Below are 16,868 nucleotides of genomic sequence, written 5' to 3' on the forward strand. Positions count from 1 at the left end.
TTTATAAATATTTCAATTACACTACAAAAGATAGTAAATGAACATAAAAAAAATCTGTTGTATTGGCGCAGGTTACGTAGGCGGACCAACCATGGCTGTTATAGCTCAAAAATGCCCTCTAATTAATGTTACTGTCGTAGACATAAATACTGATCGTATAGCTGCATGGAATTCTAATGATTTAAGTAAGCTTCCAGTATATGAGCCTGACCTTGATAGTATTATAAAAGAAGCGAGAGGGCGTAATTTGTTTTTCTCAACAGAAGTAGATAATGCAATTGATGCGGCAGATATGATATTTATTTCTGTCAACACGCCAACTAAAACCTATGGTAAAGGTAAAGGTTTGGCGGCAGATCTAAAATACATAGAGTTGTGTGCAAGGCAAATCGCAAGAGTATCAAGGCAAGATAAAATTGTAGTAGAGAAATCTACGTTACCTGTTAGGACAGCCTCTGCAATAAAAAGTATTTTAGACAATACCGGTAATGGTGTTCAATTTCAAATACTATCTAACCCTGAGTTTTTGGCAGAAGGAACAGCGGTGAAAGATTTATTAGAACCAGATCGCGTTTTAATTGGTGGGGATTCAACTAAAGAAGGAAAAGGAGCAATACAATCATTAGTAGATATTTATGCAAATTGGGTGCCAAAAGATAGAATACTGACAACAAATGTTTGGTCTTCTGAACTTTCTAAGTTAACAGCAAATGCTTTTTTAGCACAACGGGTTTCATCAATTAATGCTATGTCCGTAATCTGTGAGAAAACCGGAGCTGATATTAATGAAGTGTCTAAGGCAATTGGTATGGATTCTAGAATAGGGCCAAAATTTTTAGAGTCATCTGTTGGTTTTGGCGGGTCTTGTTTTCAAAAAGACATTTTAAATTTGGTCTATATAGCAAAGTCTTATGGCTTAAACGAAGTTGCAGATTATTGGGAACAGGTTATTTTGATGAATGATTATCAAAAAAACAGATTTTCTGATAATATCGTGAGTACACTTTACAACACGGTTTCCGGAAAAAAAATCACTTTTTTAGGTTGGGCTTTCAAAAAAGACACTAATGATACAAGGGAGTCTGCAGCGATTCAAGTAGCGGATAACTTATTGAATGAAAGAGCCTATATAGAAGTTTATGACCCTAAGGTTACTGAAGAACGTATTTATGCTGATTTAGAGCATTTAAACTCTCGGAATCCTGAAGAAAATAGAGAATTATTAAAAATTCGACAAAATCCATATCAAGCTAGTGAAAATTCTCACGCTATTGCTGTATTAACTGAGTGGGATGAATTTAAAACGTTTGACTGGCAAAAAATATATGACAATATGAAAAAACCTGCCTTCATTTTTGATGGTAGAGGCATATTAGACACAAAGACATTAGAGAAAATAGGTTTTATTTGTTATCAAATTGGTAGTGGAACTAAAGCTTAATATTGTTTTTAACAAATAATACTTAAATGAAAAGAATTCTTATTACTGGTGCTGCTGGATTTTTAGGCTCACATTTATGTGACCGATTTATCAACGAAGGCTTTTTTGTTATTGCTATGGATAATTTTATTACTGGTGATTCTAAAAACATATCACATTTATTATCTCACCCAAATTTTGAATTTATTGAGCATGATGTCACAGAATTTATATCTATTGCAGGTAAAGTAGATTATATCCTTCATTTTGCTTCGCCGGCAAGCCCTATAGATTACCTTAAAATTCCTATTCAAACATTGAAGGCGGGGTCATTAGGCACCCATAATTTGTTAGGACTTGCTAAAGCTAAAAAAGCAAGAATTTTAATCGCTTCTACATCTGAAGTTTACGGAGATCCACTTGTGCATCCTCAACCAGAAACATATTATGGTAATGTTAGTACTATAGGGCCAAGAGGTGTCTATGATGAAGCAAAACGTTTTCAAGAGTCTATTACTATGGCTTATCATAGATTTCATGGTTTAGAAACTAGAATTGCACGTATCTTTAATACATATGGACCTAGAATGAGGTTAAATGACGGCAGAGTAATACCTGCATTTATTGGGCAAATATTAAGAAGAGAAAGGCTAACTGTTTTTGGCGATGGTTCACAGACAAGATCTTTCTGTTATATCGATGATCAAGTAGAAGGAATTTATCGTTTATTGTTTAGCGATTATAATAAACCTGTAAATATTGGAAATCCTAAAGAAATCACAATCTTAGATTTCGCAAAAGAAATTTCTAAATTAACAGATAATGACACACAATTAACCTTTAAACAATTACCAAAAGATGACCCCCTACAAAGACAACCTGATATTACTTTAGCAAAAGAACTTTTAAATTGGGAACCAAAAGTGGACAGATCAGAAGGTATTAAGAAAACATTTGATTATTTTAGGGATTTACCAGATGATGTATTGTATAAAAAAGAACATAAATCATTTGAAAAACATATAAAAAGATAATTTGAATTTATTTAAGCAAGGACGTTATTCAGGTTTTTTAAAACCTATTGCCTATTTAATTGACTTAATGTTAATTATTGGCTTTTCTATACTTTATTTTGGGGGCGAAATAGAATCATATAACTTTTATTTCTTTACTTCTATTGCTTGGATTGTTCTATCACTAAACACTAAGTTCTATGATGTTTACCGATATACTAAAAATTTTAGAATTGCAATACTTATACTAAAGCAATTAATACTTTTTACACTAATTATATTTGCTTTTTTTGGCTATAAAAAGCAAGTTAGTTTTTCTACATCATACGTTTTAAGTTTTATATCAGCATTATTTTCGGCAATCACATTAGTTAAATATTCTTTTTTTTACTTCCTACAAAAATATAGAAGCTCATTTGGTGGTAATTTTAGACGAATTATAATTATCGGCAATAATAAAAAAACACATGACCTTGAAAATTTATTTAAGACTAGGCCAGAATTAGGCTATAAACATTGTAAGACTTTTGACTTTAAAAATGAAGAAATACTTCAATTAAAAGATTGTTTTGATTATATAAGTAATGAAGATATAGATGAGATATATTGTTCTGTATCAGAATTAAGTAATAAAAAAATCGCTCAATTAATAGATTTTGTAGATAATAATTTAAAAGTATTAAAATTTATACCTGATAATCGAGATATTTATACTAAACGCCTTAAATATGAATATTACGATTACATCCCTATTTTATGGTTGAGAAATATACCTTTAGAAGATCCTATTAATAAGTTTTTTAAAAGAACATTAGATATAGTGTTCTCTCTATTTGTTATTGTAGGTATTCTATCTTGGTTAGCACCAATTATGGCTTTATTAATAACTATAGAATCTAGAGGCCCTGTGTTTTTTAGACAACAACGGAATGGTTTTAATAATAAGAAATTCTATTGCTATAAGTTTAGGTCAATGGCAAAAAACAATGAAGCTGATAAAATACAAGCGCAAAAAAACGACGCTAGAGTAACAAAGGTTGGTGGGTTTATCAGAAAAACAAGTATTGATGAATTACCTCAGTTTTTTAATGTTTTATTTGGCGACATGTCGGTGGTTGGCCCTAGACCACACATGTTAAGTCACACAACTGAATATGCGTCTAAAGTAGATAAATTTATGGTCCGATTATTTGTAAAACCAGGAATAACAGGCCTAGCACAAGTTAGGGGGTTTAGGGGCGAAATAGAGACTGATAAAGATATTATAGGACGTGTTAAGTATGATATTTTTTATATTGAAAACTGGTCTCTTTTATTAGATATTAAAATTATTATTCAAACAGTTATTAATGCTGTTAAAGGAGAAGAAAAGGCGTATTAAAAACTCATGATAAGTCAAGGTGAAATTCTAAGGACTAGTATTGGAATAATAGGCTTGAGTATTATTTTATTTATTTACATTAGAATAGCTAAAAAATTAGATTTCACTATTCAATTAAAAAATTCTAAAAAGAACATAATTTTAGGCGCTGGTATCATCTTCCCGCTAAGCTATTCATATAGCTTACTTTTTTTTGAAACATTTCCATTTTACCTATCTATTATAGTATTTCTGTTGATGATTATTAGCTTTATAGATGATTTAAAATCAATTAATGTTCTCTTTAGACTCAGTATTCAGATATTATGTGTAAGCGTTACTATTTTCTTGTTTTATGAAAATCTATTAACCTCAATATATTTGAGCTGCATAATAGTATTGATTTATGTCGGTTATATCAACTCATTTAATTTTATGGACGGAATTAATGGTATGTTGGCATCCTATACATTTATTACAATCTTAGCATTATTAGTGGTTAATAATATAGTTCCTTATATGAGTTCATCAATATTAGGTTTACTTTTATTTTCAACGTTTCTTTTTTTAATAGGAAATTTCAAAAAAAAACCATTTTTTATTTCTGGAGATGTCGGAAGTATATGTTTAGGTTATATAATTGGTTTCATAATTTTGAAATTTTATTTAACAGAAGCTAATCCAATGATCTTTTTATTGATTGTAATTTATCTTATTGATACAGGAATTACAATGTGTATTAATATTGTAAATAAACAAAACATTTTAAAAGCACATAGAGAACATTTGTACGAAAAACTTGTTTTCATTAAAAACATTCCTGACTTAAAAGTTTCTTTGGCTTATTCAATTATACAAATCTTGATTTCAGTTATTGTTATTTATAGTATTTATAATCAAATTAATTCCATAATGTTTTTTATAGTTATTGCCTTATGTTTGGTTCTATTTTATGTTATTTTTAGAGCTCTCATTTTTGGTAATGAATTCAAACAAACAAAATATTAAATTATCACCAAGTCGAATTTCAGGTTTAGAGTCTAAATACCTTTTAGAAGCTCTAGAAACAAATGAGTTATCTTATTATGGCTCTAATGTTTCTTCAGTTGAAAAAATGTTTAAATCATATTTTAATGATAAAGAAGTTGTAACATTAAATTCTGGAACTTCAGCTATTCATTTGTCTCTAATAATGGCAGGCGTTAAAAAAGATGATGAGGTTATTTGTCAATCATTCACATATTGTGCGTCAGTAAACCCAATTTTATATTTAGGAGCTAAGCCAATCTTTATAGATAGTGAACCTAAAACTTGGAATATGTGTCCAGTTTTTTTAGAGAAAACAATTAATGAACGCATTAATTATGGAATTAAACCCAAAGCAATCATAGTTGTGCATTCCTATGGAATGCCTTGTAAAATTAATCAAATCATAAGTATTGGTGAAAAGTATAATATTCCTATTATTGAGGATGCAGCAGAAGCATTAGGGTCATCTGTAAATGGGAGAAAATGCGGTACTTTTGGTAAATTTGGAATTATATCTTTTAATACAAATAAAATTATTACAGCATCTTCAGGTGGTTTAATAATATGTGATTCTATAAGTGAAAGCGAAGAGATTAATCATTTGGCCACACAAGCTAAAGACAGTAAAACTCATTATCAACACTCTAAAGTAGGCTACAACTATAAGATGAATAATATTAATGCGGCTATAGTTAGGGCGCAATATTCTATATTAGATGAGAATATCTCATTAAAGAAAAAGATTCATCAATTCTACAGAGATATTTTTTTGAATTCAGAAGAAATAGAACTTCAGGAAGAGATTACGGGTGATGTGAATTCAAATTTTTGGCTCAATTGTATACTGATTAATAATTTAAAAAATAGAGAACGTTTGATTAAAGTTTTTACAGATTTTAATATTGAAACAAGACCACTTTGGAAACCAATGCATATGCAACCATTATATAAAGAATATAAGTATTATGGCAATAATGTAGCAGAAACCCTTTTTAATAAAGGGCTTTGCTTACCAAGCAGTTCTAGTCTAAATATAAAAGAGCTCGATTATATTAAAAAAGCTATAAATAGTATTGTTTAAGTGCTTTATTCTATGAAGAGTTATTACAAAAACAAAACCATACTTATAACAGGCGGCGCAGGTTCGATAGGATCTGAATTAGTAAAACAGCTTATTGAATTAGAAATCAATACAATTATTATTATAGATCAATCTGAATTAGCGCTATATAATTTAGAGTTGAATTTTAAAAATCATACTCAAAACAACAAGTTAGTCTTTCTATTAGCTGACATTAGAAACGATATACATTTAGATAAAATATTTGATGCACACACACCAGATATTGTTTTTCATACGGCAGCCTATAAACAATTACCATTATTAGAAAAAAATCCTTCAGAAGGTGTTTTGACGAATATATATGCGACAATAAATTTAGTAAAACTTTCTAATAAATACAAAGCGGAGAATTTTATGTTAATATCCACAGATAAAGCTGTAGAGCCAACAAGTGTTTTAGGTAGAACCAAACGAATTGCCGAATTGTATGTAAATAATTATAAATCTAGTTCCACAAAGCTCTCTATAATTAGATTTGGTAATGTTTATAAGAGTAATGGTTCAGTTGTAGAAGTATTTAATAAACAAATAGAACAACAACGACCGATAACCTTAACTCATAAGGATGTTGAACGTTATTTTATTTCTATAAATGATGCATGTAATTCAGTGATTAAAGCATGTTATATTTCTAGTGGTGGCGATACTTTTATTATAGATATGGGTAAACCGCAAAAAATATATAACTTAGTTAAACAAATCATTAAGAATAAAAAATTACCAGAGCCTATAGAGAAAGAGATAAAAATAATTGGACTTAGGCCAGGTGAAAAACTCTCTGAAAAATTAGTGGAAGAAGGAATCAGATTGAATAAAACAGAATATGATAAAATAACATATTATAAATCATTTAATCATTTAATATTGACCGAGAGTAGTTTAAAAGATTTGTTTTTAAATGCAAATCAAAGAAATGACAAGCAAGTTATTGAAGAATTAAAGAGAATTTTAAAAGAAGTGGATAAATGAGCTATATCAGAGGTAGATATTCTTGGGTATTAAGACCTGCACTTATCGTTTTTGATATATTAACATTAAACGTTTTTGCTTCTCATTATATAGATTTTCAAACCTATGATGATCCCTATTGGTCTCTTGAATTTTTAATGAGTAAAGCTACATTTTTTATAATGTATGTATCTATATTGTGGCTTATCTCAGCATATAGTATTAAGTTTTACAATGTATATCGTTATACTTCCGCATTAAATATCCTGATCTTAGTTATAAAGCAATTCTTTATTTTTTCTGTTATTATTTTTGCCTTTATTGGTTTCAATAGAGATATAGAGATTGAGACAATGGCCATTACTAAATATTTGTTTACTACAATAGGAGCCATTACTTTGGTTAAGTTTATAATGTATTATGGCTTAAAAAAATTCAGACAATATTTAAATGGAAATCTAAGACGCATCCTAGTCATTGGTAATACTTCAAGTGCCCAAGAATTAGTTGGGTTTTTCAATAAGAAAAGAGAATATGGATATGATTTGTTAGGCGTTTATAGCGATTCTACAAAAGGAAAACAATTAGACGGTTCTGTAAAAGAAGCGATAACTTATTTGTCAGAAAACGAGGGAGTCGATGAAATATACTGTGCTATGGACGAGTTGTCCGAGAAACAAATAAATACATTTGTAAAACATGCCGAACTTAATAGATATAACATTAAGTTTATACCAGAAGCTAAAACATTATTTGATAAGCATTTAAAAACAGATTTTTACAATTATTTACCAGTGCTCTCAATACAACAAGTTGTCTTAAATAAACCTTTTAATCAGTTATTAAAAAGAGTATTTGATATTATACTCTCATTATTTGTAATTATTTTTCTTTTATCATGGCTTACGGTATTACTTTATATTTTAATAAAGTTAGAGTCTAAAGGACCGCTTTTTTATAAGCACAGAAGAAATGGTATAAATTATAAAGAGTTTGAATGTTATAAGTTTAGATCTTTAAAAGTAGAAGTTAATAATGGGGAAGATTATGTAAAACAAAATGACGAAAGAGTTACTAAAATTGGTCGTTTTTTAAGACGGACAAGTATTGATGAATTGCCCCAATTTTACAATGTCCTTTTTGGAGATATGTCAGTAGTAGGACCAAGACCTCATATGTTATCATATACTGATGCATATTCAAAAAAAGTAGACAAATACAATTTTATATACAGGCATAATGTAAAGCCCGGAATTACAGGGTTAGCGCAAACAAAAGGCTTTAGAGGTGAAATAAAATCAGATGACGATATTGTTAACAGAGTTAAATACGATATCTTTTATATCGAAAATTGGTCACTCCTCCTAGATTTAAAAATTATTGGCTCTACAATTTTACTCGTGTTCCTAGGTGATGAAAACGCCTATTAAATGGATTGTTTTAGAGTCTCTAATTGAGTTTTAAAATCAAAGCTTTTAACAGCAATATTTTGAAGGGTTTTTTTAAAGTTCTCATTAATAATTTCAATATCTATAGTATTGAGCATATGGTTTAAATTGTTATAATCGCCAACTTTTGCAACCCAGCCAAGATTATGTTTTTCAACAATACTTTCTCCTTCTCCTCCACCAAAATAAATCATAGGTAAGCCTAGTCTAGCATATTCAAATATTTTTGAAGGAACAGATCCATAAATCCTATTAAGTAAAGGAATTATAGTAACATCATATTTTAATAGTTCTTTATGCAGTTTATCTCTAGAAATCCGGCCATGAAATGTGATTGTAAGTTCAGGATGGGTTTGTATAAATGAAGTAATAGCAATCTCTTCTGCTCCAGATCCATAAATGTGTAGTTCAATAGAAGAATAATCTAATTCTTTACAGAGTTTTAAAATACCTTGAGCTACACCTAATAATCCCGCATATACTAGTTTTATGTTTTTTGATGTAGGTTCTCTCTTTTTAGGAATTTGAGGAGGAAGAAAATCTGGGTAGTTTCTATAGAGAATAGTTTTAGGATTCTTTACTATTGTTTTTATATGGGTTAAAATTTCTTCACTCTGTCCTAAAATAATAGTAGCTGTTCTATAATTATAACGTTCTATACTTTGAAGCAATTTATAACTAATGCCTTTTTTCAATGCACCAAGTTCATAACCAGCGCTAGGCCATAAGTCACTAACATTTAATATTAACTTTCGTTTTTTAGAACGCAAAAAAAGCATAGATGTAAATGAAACTAAAAGCGGAGGTGATTGTATAATAACTTTATCAGGAATTTTATTCCATATAAAAAACCATATTAAACTAAAACTATAAGATAACATGGCAAAAAGACGAACAATTTTATGTTTAGAAACAGTTGCATAAATCCAAAGACGATTTACTGTAATGCCATCGATATCTTCGACAACTTTATATTTGCGTTTATAATCTTTAAAAATTTCCCCAGTTGGGTAATTAGGTAAGGGTGTTAAAACAGAAACGTTATAGTCAGATTTAAGCCCTTTTGCTAAATGAAAGATACGGTTAGAAGCAGCGCCAATTTCAGGAGGAAAATAACTCGTTATTATAAGAATATCTTTCATCTATAATCTTAAATATGGGAAATAAACTGTTTTAGTTTTCCACTCTTAGAGCGCATAAGTTGCTGTTGTTTTTCAAAACTAATAGAGATCCCTTTTTCAAGATAGGTTTCCATGGCTTTTGTAATAATTTCCTTTTTATCCTTAGAGAGAGAATCTTTACTAACATAGATAACTTTAAAATGATCTAATGTTAGTTGTTCAATAATAAACTCTTTTACATTACCATCATCTTCAATAATGCTTTTAGTAATGTAATAAAACGTTAAACCAGCAGCTTTTTTTCCACTAGGTAAAATTACAATATCATTAGTGCGTCCAACAAGTTTTTCTAAAATAGGCTTTTTAAGTGTACTCTTTTTAGACAAAATGCCTATATCACCAATATCATATCTAATAAAAGGGTGTGCTTTATTATATAAAGATGTTATAACAACTCGTCCTTCATTTCCATAATTTAAAGGATTATTTTCATCATCTAAAATTTCAACAAAAAGGGTCTCACTATTTAATTGCCATTCTCCTTTAGGGTTTTCAAATGCAATAAGATCTAATTCTGAAGCGCCATATTCGTTAACAATAGGAATACCAAATTGTGTTTCTAGTAATTTTTTATCGTCTTCAAATAGCATTTCAGAAGTGACCATACACACTTTTAAACTGGGACAAATATCTTTTAAAACAATATCTTTTTCTTTAAGATATTTTGCAAACTGTACAATTGGACTTGTATAACCATTGATATAATCAAATGATGTATTACTGAATTTATTAATACAATTTTCAAAAGCAGATTCGCTCAGATCAAAAATTGAAAAACGATAGCGGTTTGCAAAAAAGTCTTTTATTCGTTCCTTATAATAACCTTTTTTATCTAATGGAATGCCATAAAAACGAGCTTGTTTAGACGAATTAAAATCAATAGAGTACCAAGAAAACCGATGCATAATTTCTGCCCAAGTCAGTGCATGACTCCACTTGTCTTTAGCAAAAACAAATGGATCTCCTGAAGAACCAGAAGTTTTATTCACATATACAGAATGTTCATTAAAACCTTTAGAAAGCCTTTCACTTAATGGTTGTTGTAAATGCCGTTTTGTAAGTACGGGAACAGTATTCCAATCATTTAAATTTATCTGCTTCCCTATAGATTGATAAAACGAATTATATTTTAAATGATATTCAATAATTGCTCTTTTTTTATCTTCAATATAAGGCGGATAATCACTTTTGCCTATAGCTTTAATTTTAGAAAAAGCCTTTTTGGCCTTATTTATTTTGAAGCCTTTAATACGAAGCGAAAGATTGAATAATTGCAAAAAAGAAATGATGATAAGGTTTCTGTAAAATAATTGCTTTTTAAGCGTAAAAGCAATTATTTTTGCGCAAACAACAAAACTACTATGAATATTTTGGTTCTTGGCTCTGGTGGAAGAGAGCATACATTCGCTTGGAAAATTTCTCAAAGCCCGTTATGTAATTCACTTTTTGTAGCACCTGGAAATTCAGGTACAGCTAGTATAGCAACTAATTTAGCAATCGGTGTTACAGATTTTGAAGCAATTAAAGATGCTGTGATTACTAAGAACATTAGTTTAGTTGTAGTTGGACCAGAAGATCCATTAGTACAAGGCATACACGATTTCTTTTTAAAAGACAACGATCTTAAATCTATTGCAGTGATTGGGCCACAGCAGGCAGCTGCTGAATTAGAAGGGAGTAAAGAGTTTGCTAAAGAGTTTATGATGCGTCATAATATACCAACAGCGGCGTATCAAAGCTTTACTAAAACTAATGTAGAAGAAGGTTACACTTTTTTAGAAACGCTTCAACCACCATATGTATTAAAAGCAGATGGTTTAGCAGCTGGAAAAGGAGTTTTAATTCTTAATGATTTAGAAGAAGCAAAAACAGAATTAAAACATATGCTTGTTGATTCTAAATTTGGAAATGCAAGTGCCAAAGTAGTTATCGAAGAATTTTTAGATGGTATTGAGCTGAGTTGCTTTGTACTTACAGATGGTAAAGATTATAAAATTTTACCAACAGCCAAAGATTATAAAAGAATTGGTGAAGGCGATACAGGATTAAATACAGGTGGCATGGGTGCTGTATCTCCAGTACCATTTGCTAATAAAAGTTTTTTAGATAAAATAGAAAATCAAATTGTGAAGCCTACTGTTGAAGGTCTTAAAAATGATAATTTACCATATGTTGGTTTCATTTTTATTGGTTTGATTAAAGTAGGTGATGACCCTAAGGTTATCGAGTATAATGTAAGAATGGGAGATCCTGAAACCGAAGTAGTCTTGCCAAGATTAAAAACAGATTTAGTAGCGGTTTTTAAAGCCATGGCAAATGGGACTTTAGCAGATGTAACTATTGAAATTGATGAACGTGCTGCAACAACAATAATGCTAGTATCTGGTGGTTATCCTGAATCTTATGAAAAAGGAAAAGAAATAAAAGGAGTAGATACTATTAAGGATTCTATTGCTTTTCATGCTGGAGCACAATTTATAGATGATAAAATTATGACTTCAGGTGGACGTGTTATGGCAATTACATCGTATGGAGAAACCTACCAAGAAGCCATAAAAAAATCTTACCAAACCATAGAAAATCTAAGTTTTGATAAGATGTACTACCGAAAAGATATAGGTTTCGATTTATAGATAAGAGTGCGCAGAGACACTTTTATCTTCTTCATCGTTGTCGTTGTATTTTTTTAACTCGAGCATCCAATATATAAATGCAACAGAGCCAATAGCCATAAAAATCCAAGACATTATGTTAGCACCAAACCAGTTTTCTAGCTCTAATGCTCTTAATGCATCAAAAGGAGAAAAAAGCGTGTTTACAAACAAATCTTGTATAGCGTAAAAGAAATCTTTCATAACTTTATAAATTTACAGAGCAAAAATACAAAAAGAGTTAATGATAACAAGTATTTTCAAAAAATCTAAACCAATAAACTTTATTATAGTTGTACTATTGGTTACTCTTTTGTTTGGTATTGCTAATTATGAGTCGTTTACTACTGATATTTTAGACATAACTTCTAAAACAGGAGTGTTATTTTTGGCTTTGTTTTCTGTATTTGTATTAGATTTTATCATTTCAAAAAATAATCTAACGCAAAATAACAGTTATGCCATTATGGTTTTTGCATTGTTATTTGCAATGTTTCCAGAGACCTTAAAGGATTCAAACTTATTAATAGCAAACGTATTAGTGTTATTTGCATTGCGCCGTTTAATAAGCTTACACTCCAAGCTTCATATTAAAAAGAAATTGTTTGATGCTGCTTTTTGGATTGCTTTGGCATCTCTATTCTATGTTTGGGTCTTATTATTTTTATTAATAGTCATTGTAGCGTTAATTTATTATTGGCAAAATGAGCCTAAAAATCTTATCATTCCTATATTAGGTTGTGCAACGGTTTTCGTTATATTGTTGAGTTATAATATTATTTTTAATGACGTTTATATTAAAACGGAGACATATAGGCTTTATTCTAGTTTAGATTTTGAGCCATATAATGCTATAGATGATATTATAGTACTAACAGTAGCAGCTTCAATTTATATATGGAGTATGATTTTTTATTTTAAAAATTTAACGGATAAAAATAAGAAGCTTAGACCTGCTTATTTTTTAGTCGCATGGACTTCAGTGATAGCAATTTTAATAGGACTTATTGCGCCAAATAAAAACGGAAGTGAATTTATATTTCTATTAGTTCCATTTTCTATCATTATGGCCAATTATTTAGAAGTTATAACTGAACGTTGGTTTAAAGAAGTATTTATTACACTTATGATTATTGCTCCAATTTTAAGACTATTGTTGTAGCTTATTTCCAAAGGCCAAATCTCCAGCATCTCCCAATCCAGGAATAATATAACCTTTATCATTTAGGGTTTTGTCTATAGCAGCAATCCATAAATGACTATTTTTATTAAAATGGCCAGCAACATAATCCACTCCTTTTTGTGCGCCAATAACACTTACGATATGTATCTCTTTAGGAACTCCAAAAGGTTTTAGAGCTTCAAAAGTAGCAACCATAGATTGACCTGTTGCTAGCATCGGATCGGCTAAAATTAAAGTTTTACCTTCAAGGTTAGGGCAAGCTAAATATTCTACAACAATTTCAAAGCTTTCAGGGTTGTGTTTATGGTGTCTATATGCCGAAATAAAAGCATTCTCAGCTCCATCAAAATAATTCAACAAACCGTTATGCAGTGGAACACCAGCTCTTAAAATAGAACATAAAACAATAGCGTTAGAATGCAATTCTGTTTCAGAAACACCAAGTGGAGTACTAATGTTTTGTGAATTATAGTTCAGTGCTTTACTAAGTTCGTAGCCTAAAATTTCGCCAATGCGTTCTATATTTCTACGAAAGCGCATACTATCTTTCTGAATGGTTATATCTCTAATTTGAGAAATGAAAGTATTTAATATTGATGGATGGTCTGAGAGGTTATGAATTTGCATAATGATGAGGTTATTATGAAAAGCTAAAGTTAATAATTCAGACTATATTTGCATATTAAATAACAATACAATGTTTTCAGAAAAAGCAAATACTATATTTCAAGATGTAATTAAAACCTACAAAGTTTTAAATACCGTAGATCAACCTTTTGTCAATAAATTTGATAAGAATGAAGATATTATAGCGCATTTATTATACAGAAAATGTTGGATAGATACGGTACAATGGGCTTACGAAGATATTATTAGAGATCCAAATATAGACCCTGTTGCAGCATTAAAGTTAAAACGTATGATTGATGCATCTAACCAAGATCGCACCGATACTGTTGAGTTTATTGATAGTTATTTTTTAGATAAATATAATGATGTAACTGTAAAATCTTGTGCTAAAATAAACTCTGAAAGCCCAGCATGGGCAATAGATCGTTTGTCTATACTAGCTTTAAAAATCTACCACATGCATATAGAAACGGTACGAGATGATGCTAGTGATACCCATAAAGCGGCTTGCCAAAAAAAGTTAGATGTTCTTTTAGAACAACGGGTAGATTTAAGTACTGCTATTGATGATTTATTGCAAGACATTTCTAATGGTGATAAATACATGAAGGTCTACAAACAGATGAAAATGTATAATGACGACGAACTTAATCCTGTGTTAAGAGGTCAGAAGTAAAATTTCTGCTTTAGCAGAAATCTCATGTAAAACGTTGAGGTGCCAAAATCACAACACATACTAGTTATAAGGTTTTCTGCAATGGGCGATGTTGCTATGTGTGTTCCTGTACTAAGAGCGTTAACACAACAATATCCAGATGTAAAAGTCACTGTAGTGACACGCGCATTTTTTAAACCGTTTTTTAGAGATTTAAAAAACGTAACCGTATTTTCTGCAGATTTAAAAGGCGAATATAAAGGTCTTTTAGGGCTTTATAAATTATCTAAAGCATTAACAGCATTACACTTTGATGTTGTTGCTGATTTGCATAATGTATTGCGAAGTAAGATTTTAAAAACCTTTTTTATTGGGAAAACAGTAGTACAGCAAGATAAAGGCCGAGCTGAAAAGAAAGCACTGATTTCTGGCAAATCATTTACTCAATTAAAAACAACACATCAGCGCTATGCAGATGTTTTTAAAGCATTAGGATTACCGTTAGATTTATCTAAATCATCATTTCCTAAAAGCATTGAATTAAACCAAAAATTAAAAGGTTTTATAAATGATGAATCAAAGCCAATAATAGGCATTGCTCCTTTTGCAGCTTTTAAAGGTAAAATGTATCCTATAGATCAAATGAAATCTGTTATTGAGATATTATCTAAAGATTACAATATTATTTTGTTTGGTGGAGGCCAACAAGAGATAGAAGTACTTTCAGACCTAGAATCTTTATATAATAATACATCATCGATAGCAGGAAAATTAAGTTTGGGCGAAGAGTTAGATATTATTTCTAATCTCAATGTGATGTTATCTATGGATTCTGGTAATGCACATATTGCTGCAATGCTCGGAATTAAAGTGATTACAATTTGGGGAGTAACGCATCCGTTTGCAGGTTTTTCACCGTTTAATCAACCTAAAGATTATGCGTTAACAGCAGATAGAAATCAATATCCATTAATACCAACATCAACCTATGGCAATAAGCAACCTGAAGGTTACGAGGAAGCAACAAGTTCTATTTCTGTAGAAACAGTTGTAGAAAAAGTAAAGTCAGTTGTTTTTGCTTTTTGACTTTATCGAGATAAACAGTAACAAGGATTTAAGATTTTTTCACCTAACACCTAACACCTTAACTATACATCATCATAGTCCACAACTACAGTAGCTGTTTTTGGGTGTGCTTGGCAAGTTAAAACCAAACCTTCAGCAACTTCAGCATCTGTTAAAATATTATTTTGTCGCATAATAGCTTCGCCTTCGGTAATGCGTGCAATACAACTACTACAGATACCACCTTGACAAGAATACGGAGCATCGATCTTTTCTTTTAAAGCAGCATCAAGTATACTTTGGTCTTGAGACATTTCAAATTTAAATTCTTCGTCATCAACAATGATTTTTATATTAGAGTTGCCTTCGCCAACTTGCGCCGAGCTTTTAGAGTTATTTTCACTTGGAGCTGTAAATAATTCAAAGAATATCTGTTTATCTTTTATATTATTTTCTGTAAGAGCATCTTTAACAGTGTGAATCATCTGTTCTGGGCCGCATAAGTAGAATGCGTCTATTGAAACACCTTTGTATTTATTTTTAACAATAAGATTTACGATACTTTTTTCTATACGACCAAAAAGCGCATCTTGTTCTTGAGCTTGGCTATATATAAAATGAATATGAAAACGATTACCGTAAGTTTGTTTTAATTGTATTAACTCGTTTGCAAACATGGCATCATTTAAACGTTTGTTGCCATAAACTAAAATAAAATTGCTAAACGGTTCGTCTTCTAATAAGGTTTTAGCAATACTTAAAATAGGTGTAATGCCGCTTCCTGCAGCAAAAGCAGCTACAGTTCTGGTTTTAGCTTCATTAGCCTCAAAGATGAAACGCCCATTTGGTTCGGCAACTTCAATAGTGTCTCCAACTTTTAAAGAAGAATTTGCATATACTGAAAATGTTCCATCTTCTACAGCTTTTACGGCTACAGTTAAATCACCACTATTAACAGAAGAACATATAGAATAATCTCTACGAATTTCTTCTCCATTTATAGTTGCTTTTAATGTAATGTACTGACCAGATTTAAAAGAAAAAGTAGCTTTAAGCGCATCAGGAATATTAAAAGTAATCGCTACAGATTGTTCTGTAACTTTAGTAATAGATGATATAGTTAGAGAATGAAATTGTGCCATTGCAATATTTTTTTGCAAAA

At 30.3% G+C, this 16,868-nt stretch carries 16 protein-coding genes; 11 read left to right on the forward strand and 5 right to left on the reverse strand.

Features of this window, described 5'->3' with window-relative positions; all coding sequences use genetic code 11:
* The first annotated feature begins 37 nt into the window (after positions 1-37).
* The 7 genes from K8Z87_RS02715 to K8Z87_RS02745 are packed head-to-tail and all read left to right on the forward strand — an operon-like array spanning position 38 to position 8,323.
* Positions 38-1,441 (forward strand): UDP-glucose 6-dehydrogenase, encoded by a 1,404-nt coding sequence (locus K8Z87_RS02715; RefSeq protein WP_227475937.1) that lies wholly within the window; start codon positions 38-40, stop codon positions 1,439-1,441.
* Between the two features lie 26 nt (positions 1,442-1,467).
* Complete coding sequence (locus K8Z87_RS02720; protein ID WP_227475938.1) at positions 1,468-2,454, forward strand: UDP-glucuronic acid decarboxylase family protein; 987 nt, start codon at positions 1,468-1,470, stop codon at positions 2,452-2,454.
* Position 2,455: 1 nt separating this feature from the next.
* Entirely contained in the window at positions 2,456-3,814 is a 1,359-nt protein-coding gene (locus K8Z87_RS02725) for an undecaprenyl-phosphate glucose phosphotransferase (protein ID WP_227475939.1), read from the forward strand.
* A gap of 6 nt (positions 3,815-3,820) precedes the next feature.
* Complete coding sequence (locus K8Z87_RS02730) at positions 3,821-4,801, forward strand: MraY family glycosyltransferase (protein ID WP_227475940.1); 981 nt, start codon at positions 3,821-3,823, stop codon at positions 4,799-4,801.
* Positions 4,776-5,903, forward strand: a complete 1,128-nt coding sequence (locus K8Z87_RS02735) for a DegT/DnrJ/EryC1/StrS family aminotransferase (protein ID WP_227475941.1) — start codon at positions 4,776-4,778, stop codon at positions 5,901-5,903. The genes K8Z87_RS02730 and K8Z87_RS02735 overlap by 26 nt, the downstream gene beginning before the upstream one ends.
* 12 nt (positions 5,904-5,915) lie before the next feature.
* Positions 5,916-6,914 (forward strand): polysaccharide biosynthesis protein, encoded by a 999-nt coding sequence (locus K8Z87_RS02740; protein ID WP_227475942.1) that lies wholly within the window; start codon positions 5,916-5,918, stop codon positions 6,912-6,914.
* The gene (locus K8Z87_RS02745) at positions 6,911-8,323 is read left to right on the forward strand and encodes an exopolysaccharide biosynthesis polyprenyl glycosylphosphotransferase (RefSeq protein WP_227475943.1); all 1,413 of its coding nucleotides are present in this window, start codon (positions 6,911-6,913) and stop codon (positions 8,321-8,323) included. The genes K8Z87_RS02740 and K8Z87_RS02745 overlap by 4 nt, the downstream gene beginning before the upstream one ends.
* Here K8Z87_RS02745 and K8Z87_RS02750 read toward each other — a convergent pair.
* Entirely contained in the window at positions 8,320-9,483 is a 1,164-nt protein-coding gene (locus tag K8Z87_RS02750; protein ID WP_227475944.1) for a glycosyltransferase family 4 protein, read from the reverse strand. The two genes, K8Z87_RS02745 and K8Z87_RS02750, sit on opposite strands and share 4 nt — an antisense overlap.
* An 8-nt stretch (positions 9,484-9,491) precedes the next feature.
* On the reverse strand, positions 9,492-10,799 hold the full coding sequence (locus K8Z87_RS02755) for a phenylacetate--CoA ligase family protein (RefSeq protein WP_227475945.1): 1,308 nt from the start codon (positions 10,797-10,799) through the stop codon (positions 9,492-9,494).
* A gap of 84 nt (positions 10,800-10,883) precedes the next feature.
* Here K8Z87_RS02755 and purD point away from each other — a divergent pair, with 84 nt between their 5' ends.
* Positions 10,884-12,155 carry a phosphoribosylamine--glycine ligase gene (gene purD / locus K8Z87_RS02760; protein ID WP_227475946.1) on the forward strand — a complete coding sequence of 424 codons (1,272 nt, stop codon included), beginning with the start codon at positions 10,884-10,886 and terminating at the stop codon, positions 12,153-12,155.
* Here the strand turns inward: purD and K8Z87_RS02765 are convergent.
* Positions 12,150-12,377: a DUF6341 family protein gene (locus K8Z87_RS02765; protein ID WP_227475947.1), complete on the reverse strand. Its 228-nt coding sequence runs from the start codon at positions 12,375-12,377 to the stop codon at positions 12,150-12,152. The two genes, purD and K8Z87_RS02765, sit on opposite strands and share 6 nt — an antisense overlap.
* 40 nt (positions 12,378-12,417) lie before the next feature.
* Between K8Z87_RS02765 and K8Z87_RS02770 the strand changes: the two genes are divergently transcribed.
* Positions 12,418-13,335: a DUF6427 family protein gene (locus tag K8Z87_RS02770; protein WP_227475948.1), complete on the forward strand. Its 918-nt coding sequence runs from the start codon at positions 12,418-12,420 to the stop codon at positions 13,333-13,335.
* Here the strand turns inward: K8Z87_RS02770 and upp are convergent.
* Positions 13,324-13,983, reverse strand: a complete 660-nt coding sequence (upp, locus tag K8Z87_RS02775; RefSeq protein WP_227475949.1) for a uracil phosphoribosyltransferase — start codon at positions 13,981-13,983, stop codon at positions 13,324-13,326. The two genes, K8Z87_RS02770 and upp, sit on opposite strands and share 12 nt — an antisense overlap.
* 70 nt (positions 13,984-14,053) lie before the next feature.
* Between upp and K8Z87_RS02780 the strand changes: the two genes are divergently transcribed.
* Together K8Z87_RS02780 and K8Z87_RS02785 are read left to right on the forward strand one after the other, a co-directional pair.
* Positions 14,054-14,662, forward strand: a complete 609-nt coding sequence (locus K8Z87_RS02780; protein ID WP_227475950.1) for a DUF4254 domain-containing protein — start codon at positions 14,054-14,056, stop codon at positions 14,660-14,662.
* An 81-nt stretch (positions 14,663-14,743) separates the two neighbouring features.
* Positions 14,744-15,727 carry a glycosyltransferase family 9 protein gene (locus tag K8Z87_RS02785; protein ID WP_227475951.1) on the forward strand — a complete coding sequence of 328 codons (984 nt, stop codon included), beginning with the start codon at positions 14,744-14,746 and terminating at the stop codon, positions 15,725-15,727.
* Between the two features lie 62 nt (positions 15,728-15,789).
* Here the strand turns inward: K8Z87_RS02785 and K8Z87_RS02790 are convergent, their stop codons facing one another.
* A complete protein-coding gene (locus K8Z87_RS02790) occupies positions 15,790-16,848 on the reverse strand; it encodes a ferredoxin--NADP reductase (protein ID WP_227475952.1) in 1,059 nt (352 codons plus the stop codon).
* Positions 16,849-16,868 lie beyond the last annotated feature (20 nt).

The sequence above is a fragment of the Winogradskyella immobilis genome, assembly GCF_021887715.1.
GTDB lineage: Bacteria > Bacteroidota > Bacteroidia > Flavobacteriales > Flavobacteriaceae > Winogradskyella > Winogradskyella immobilis.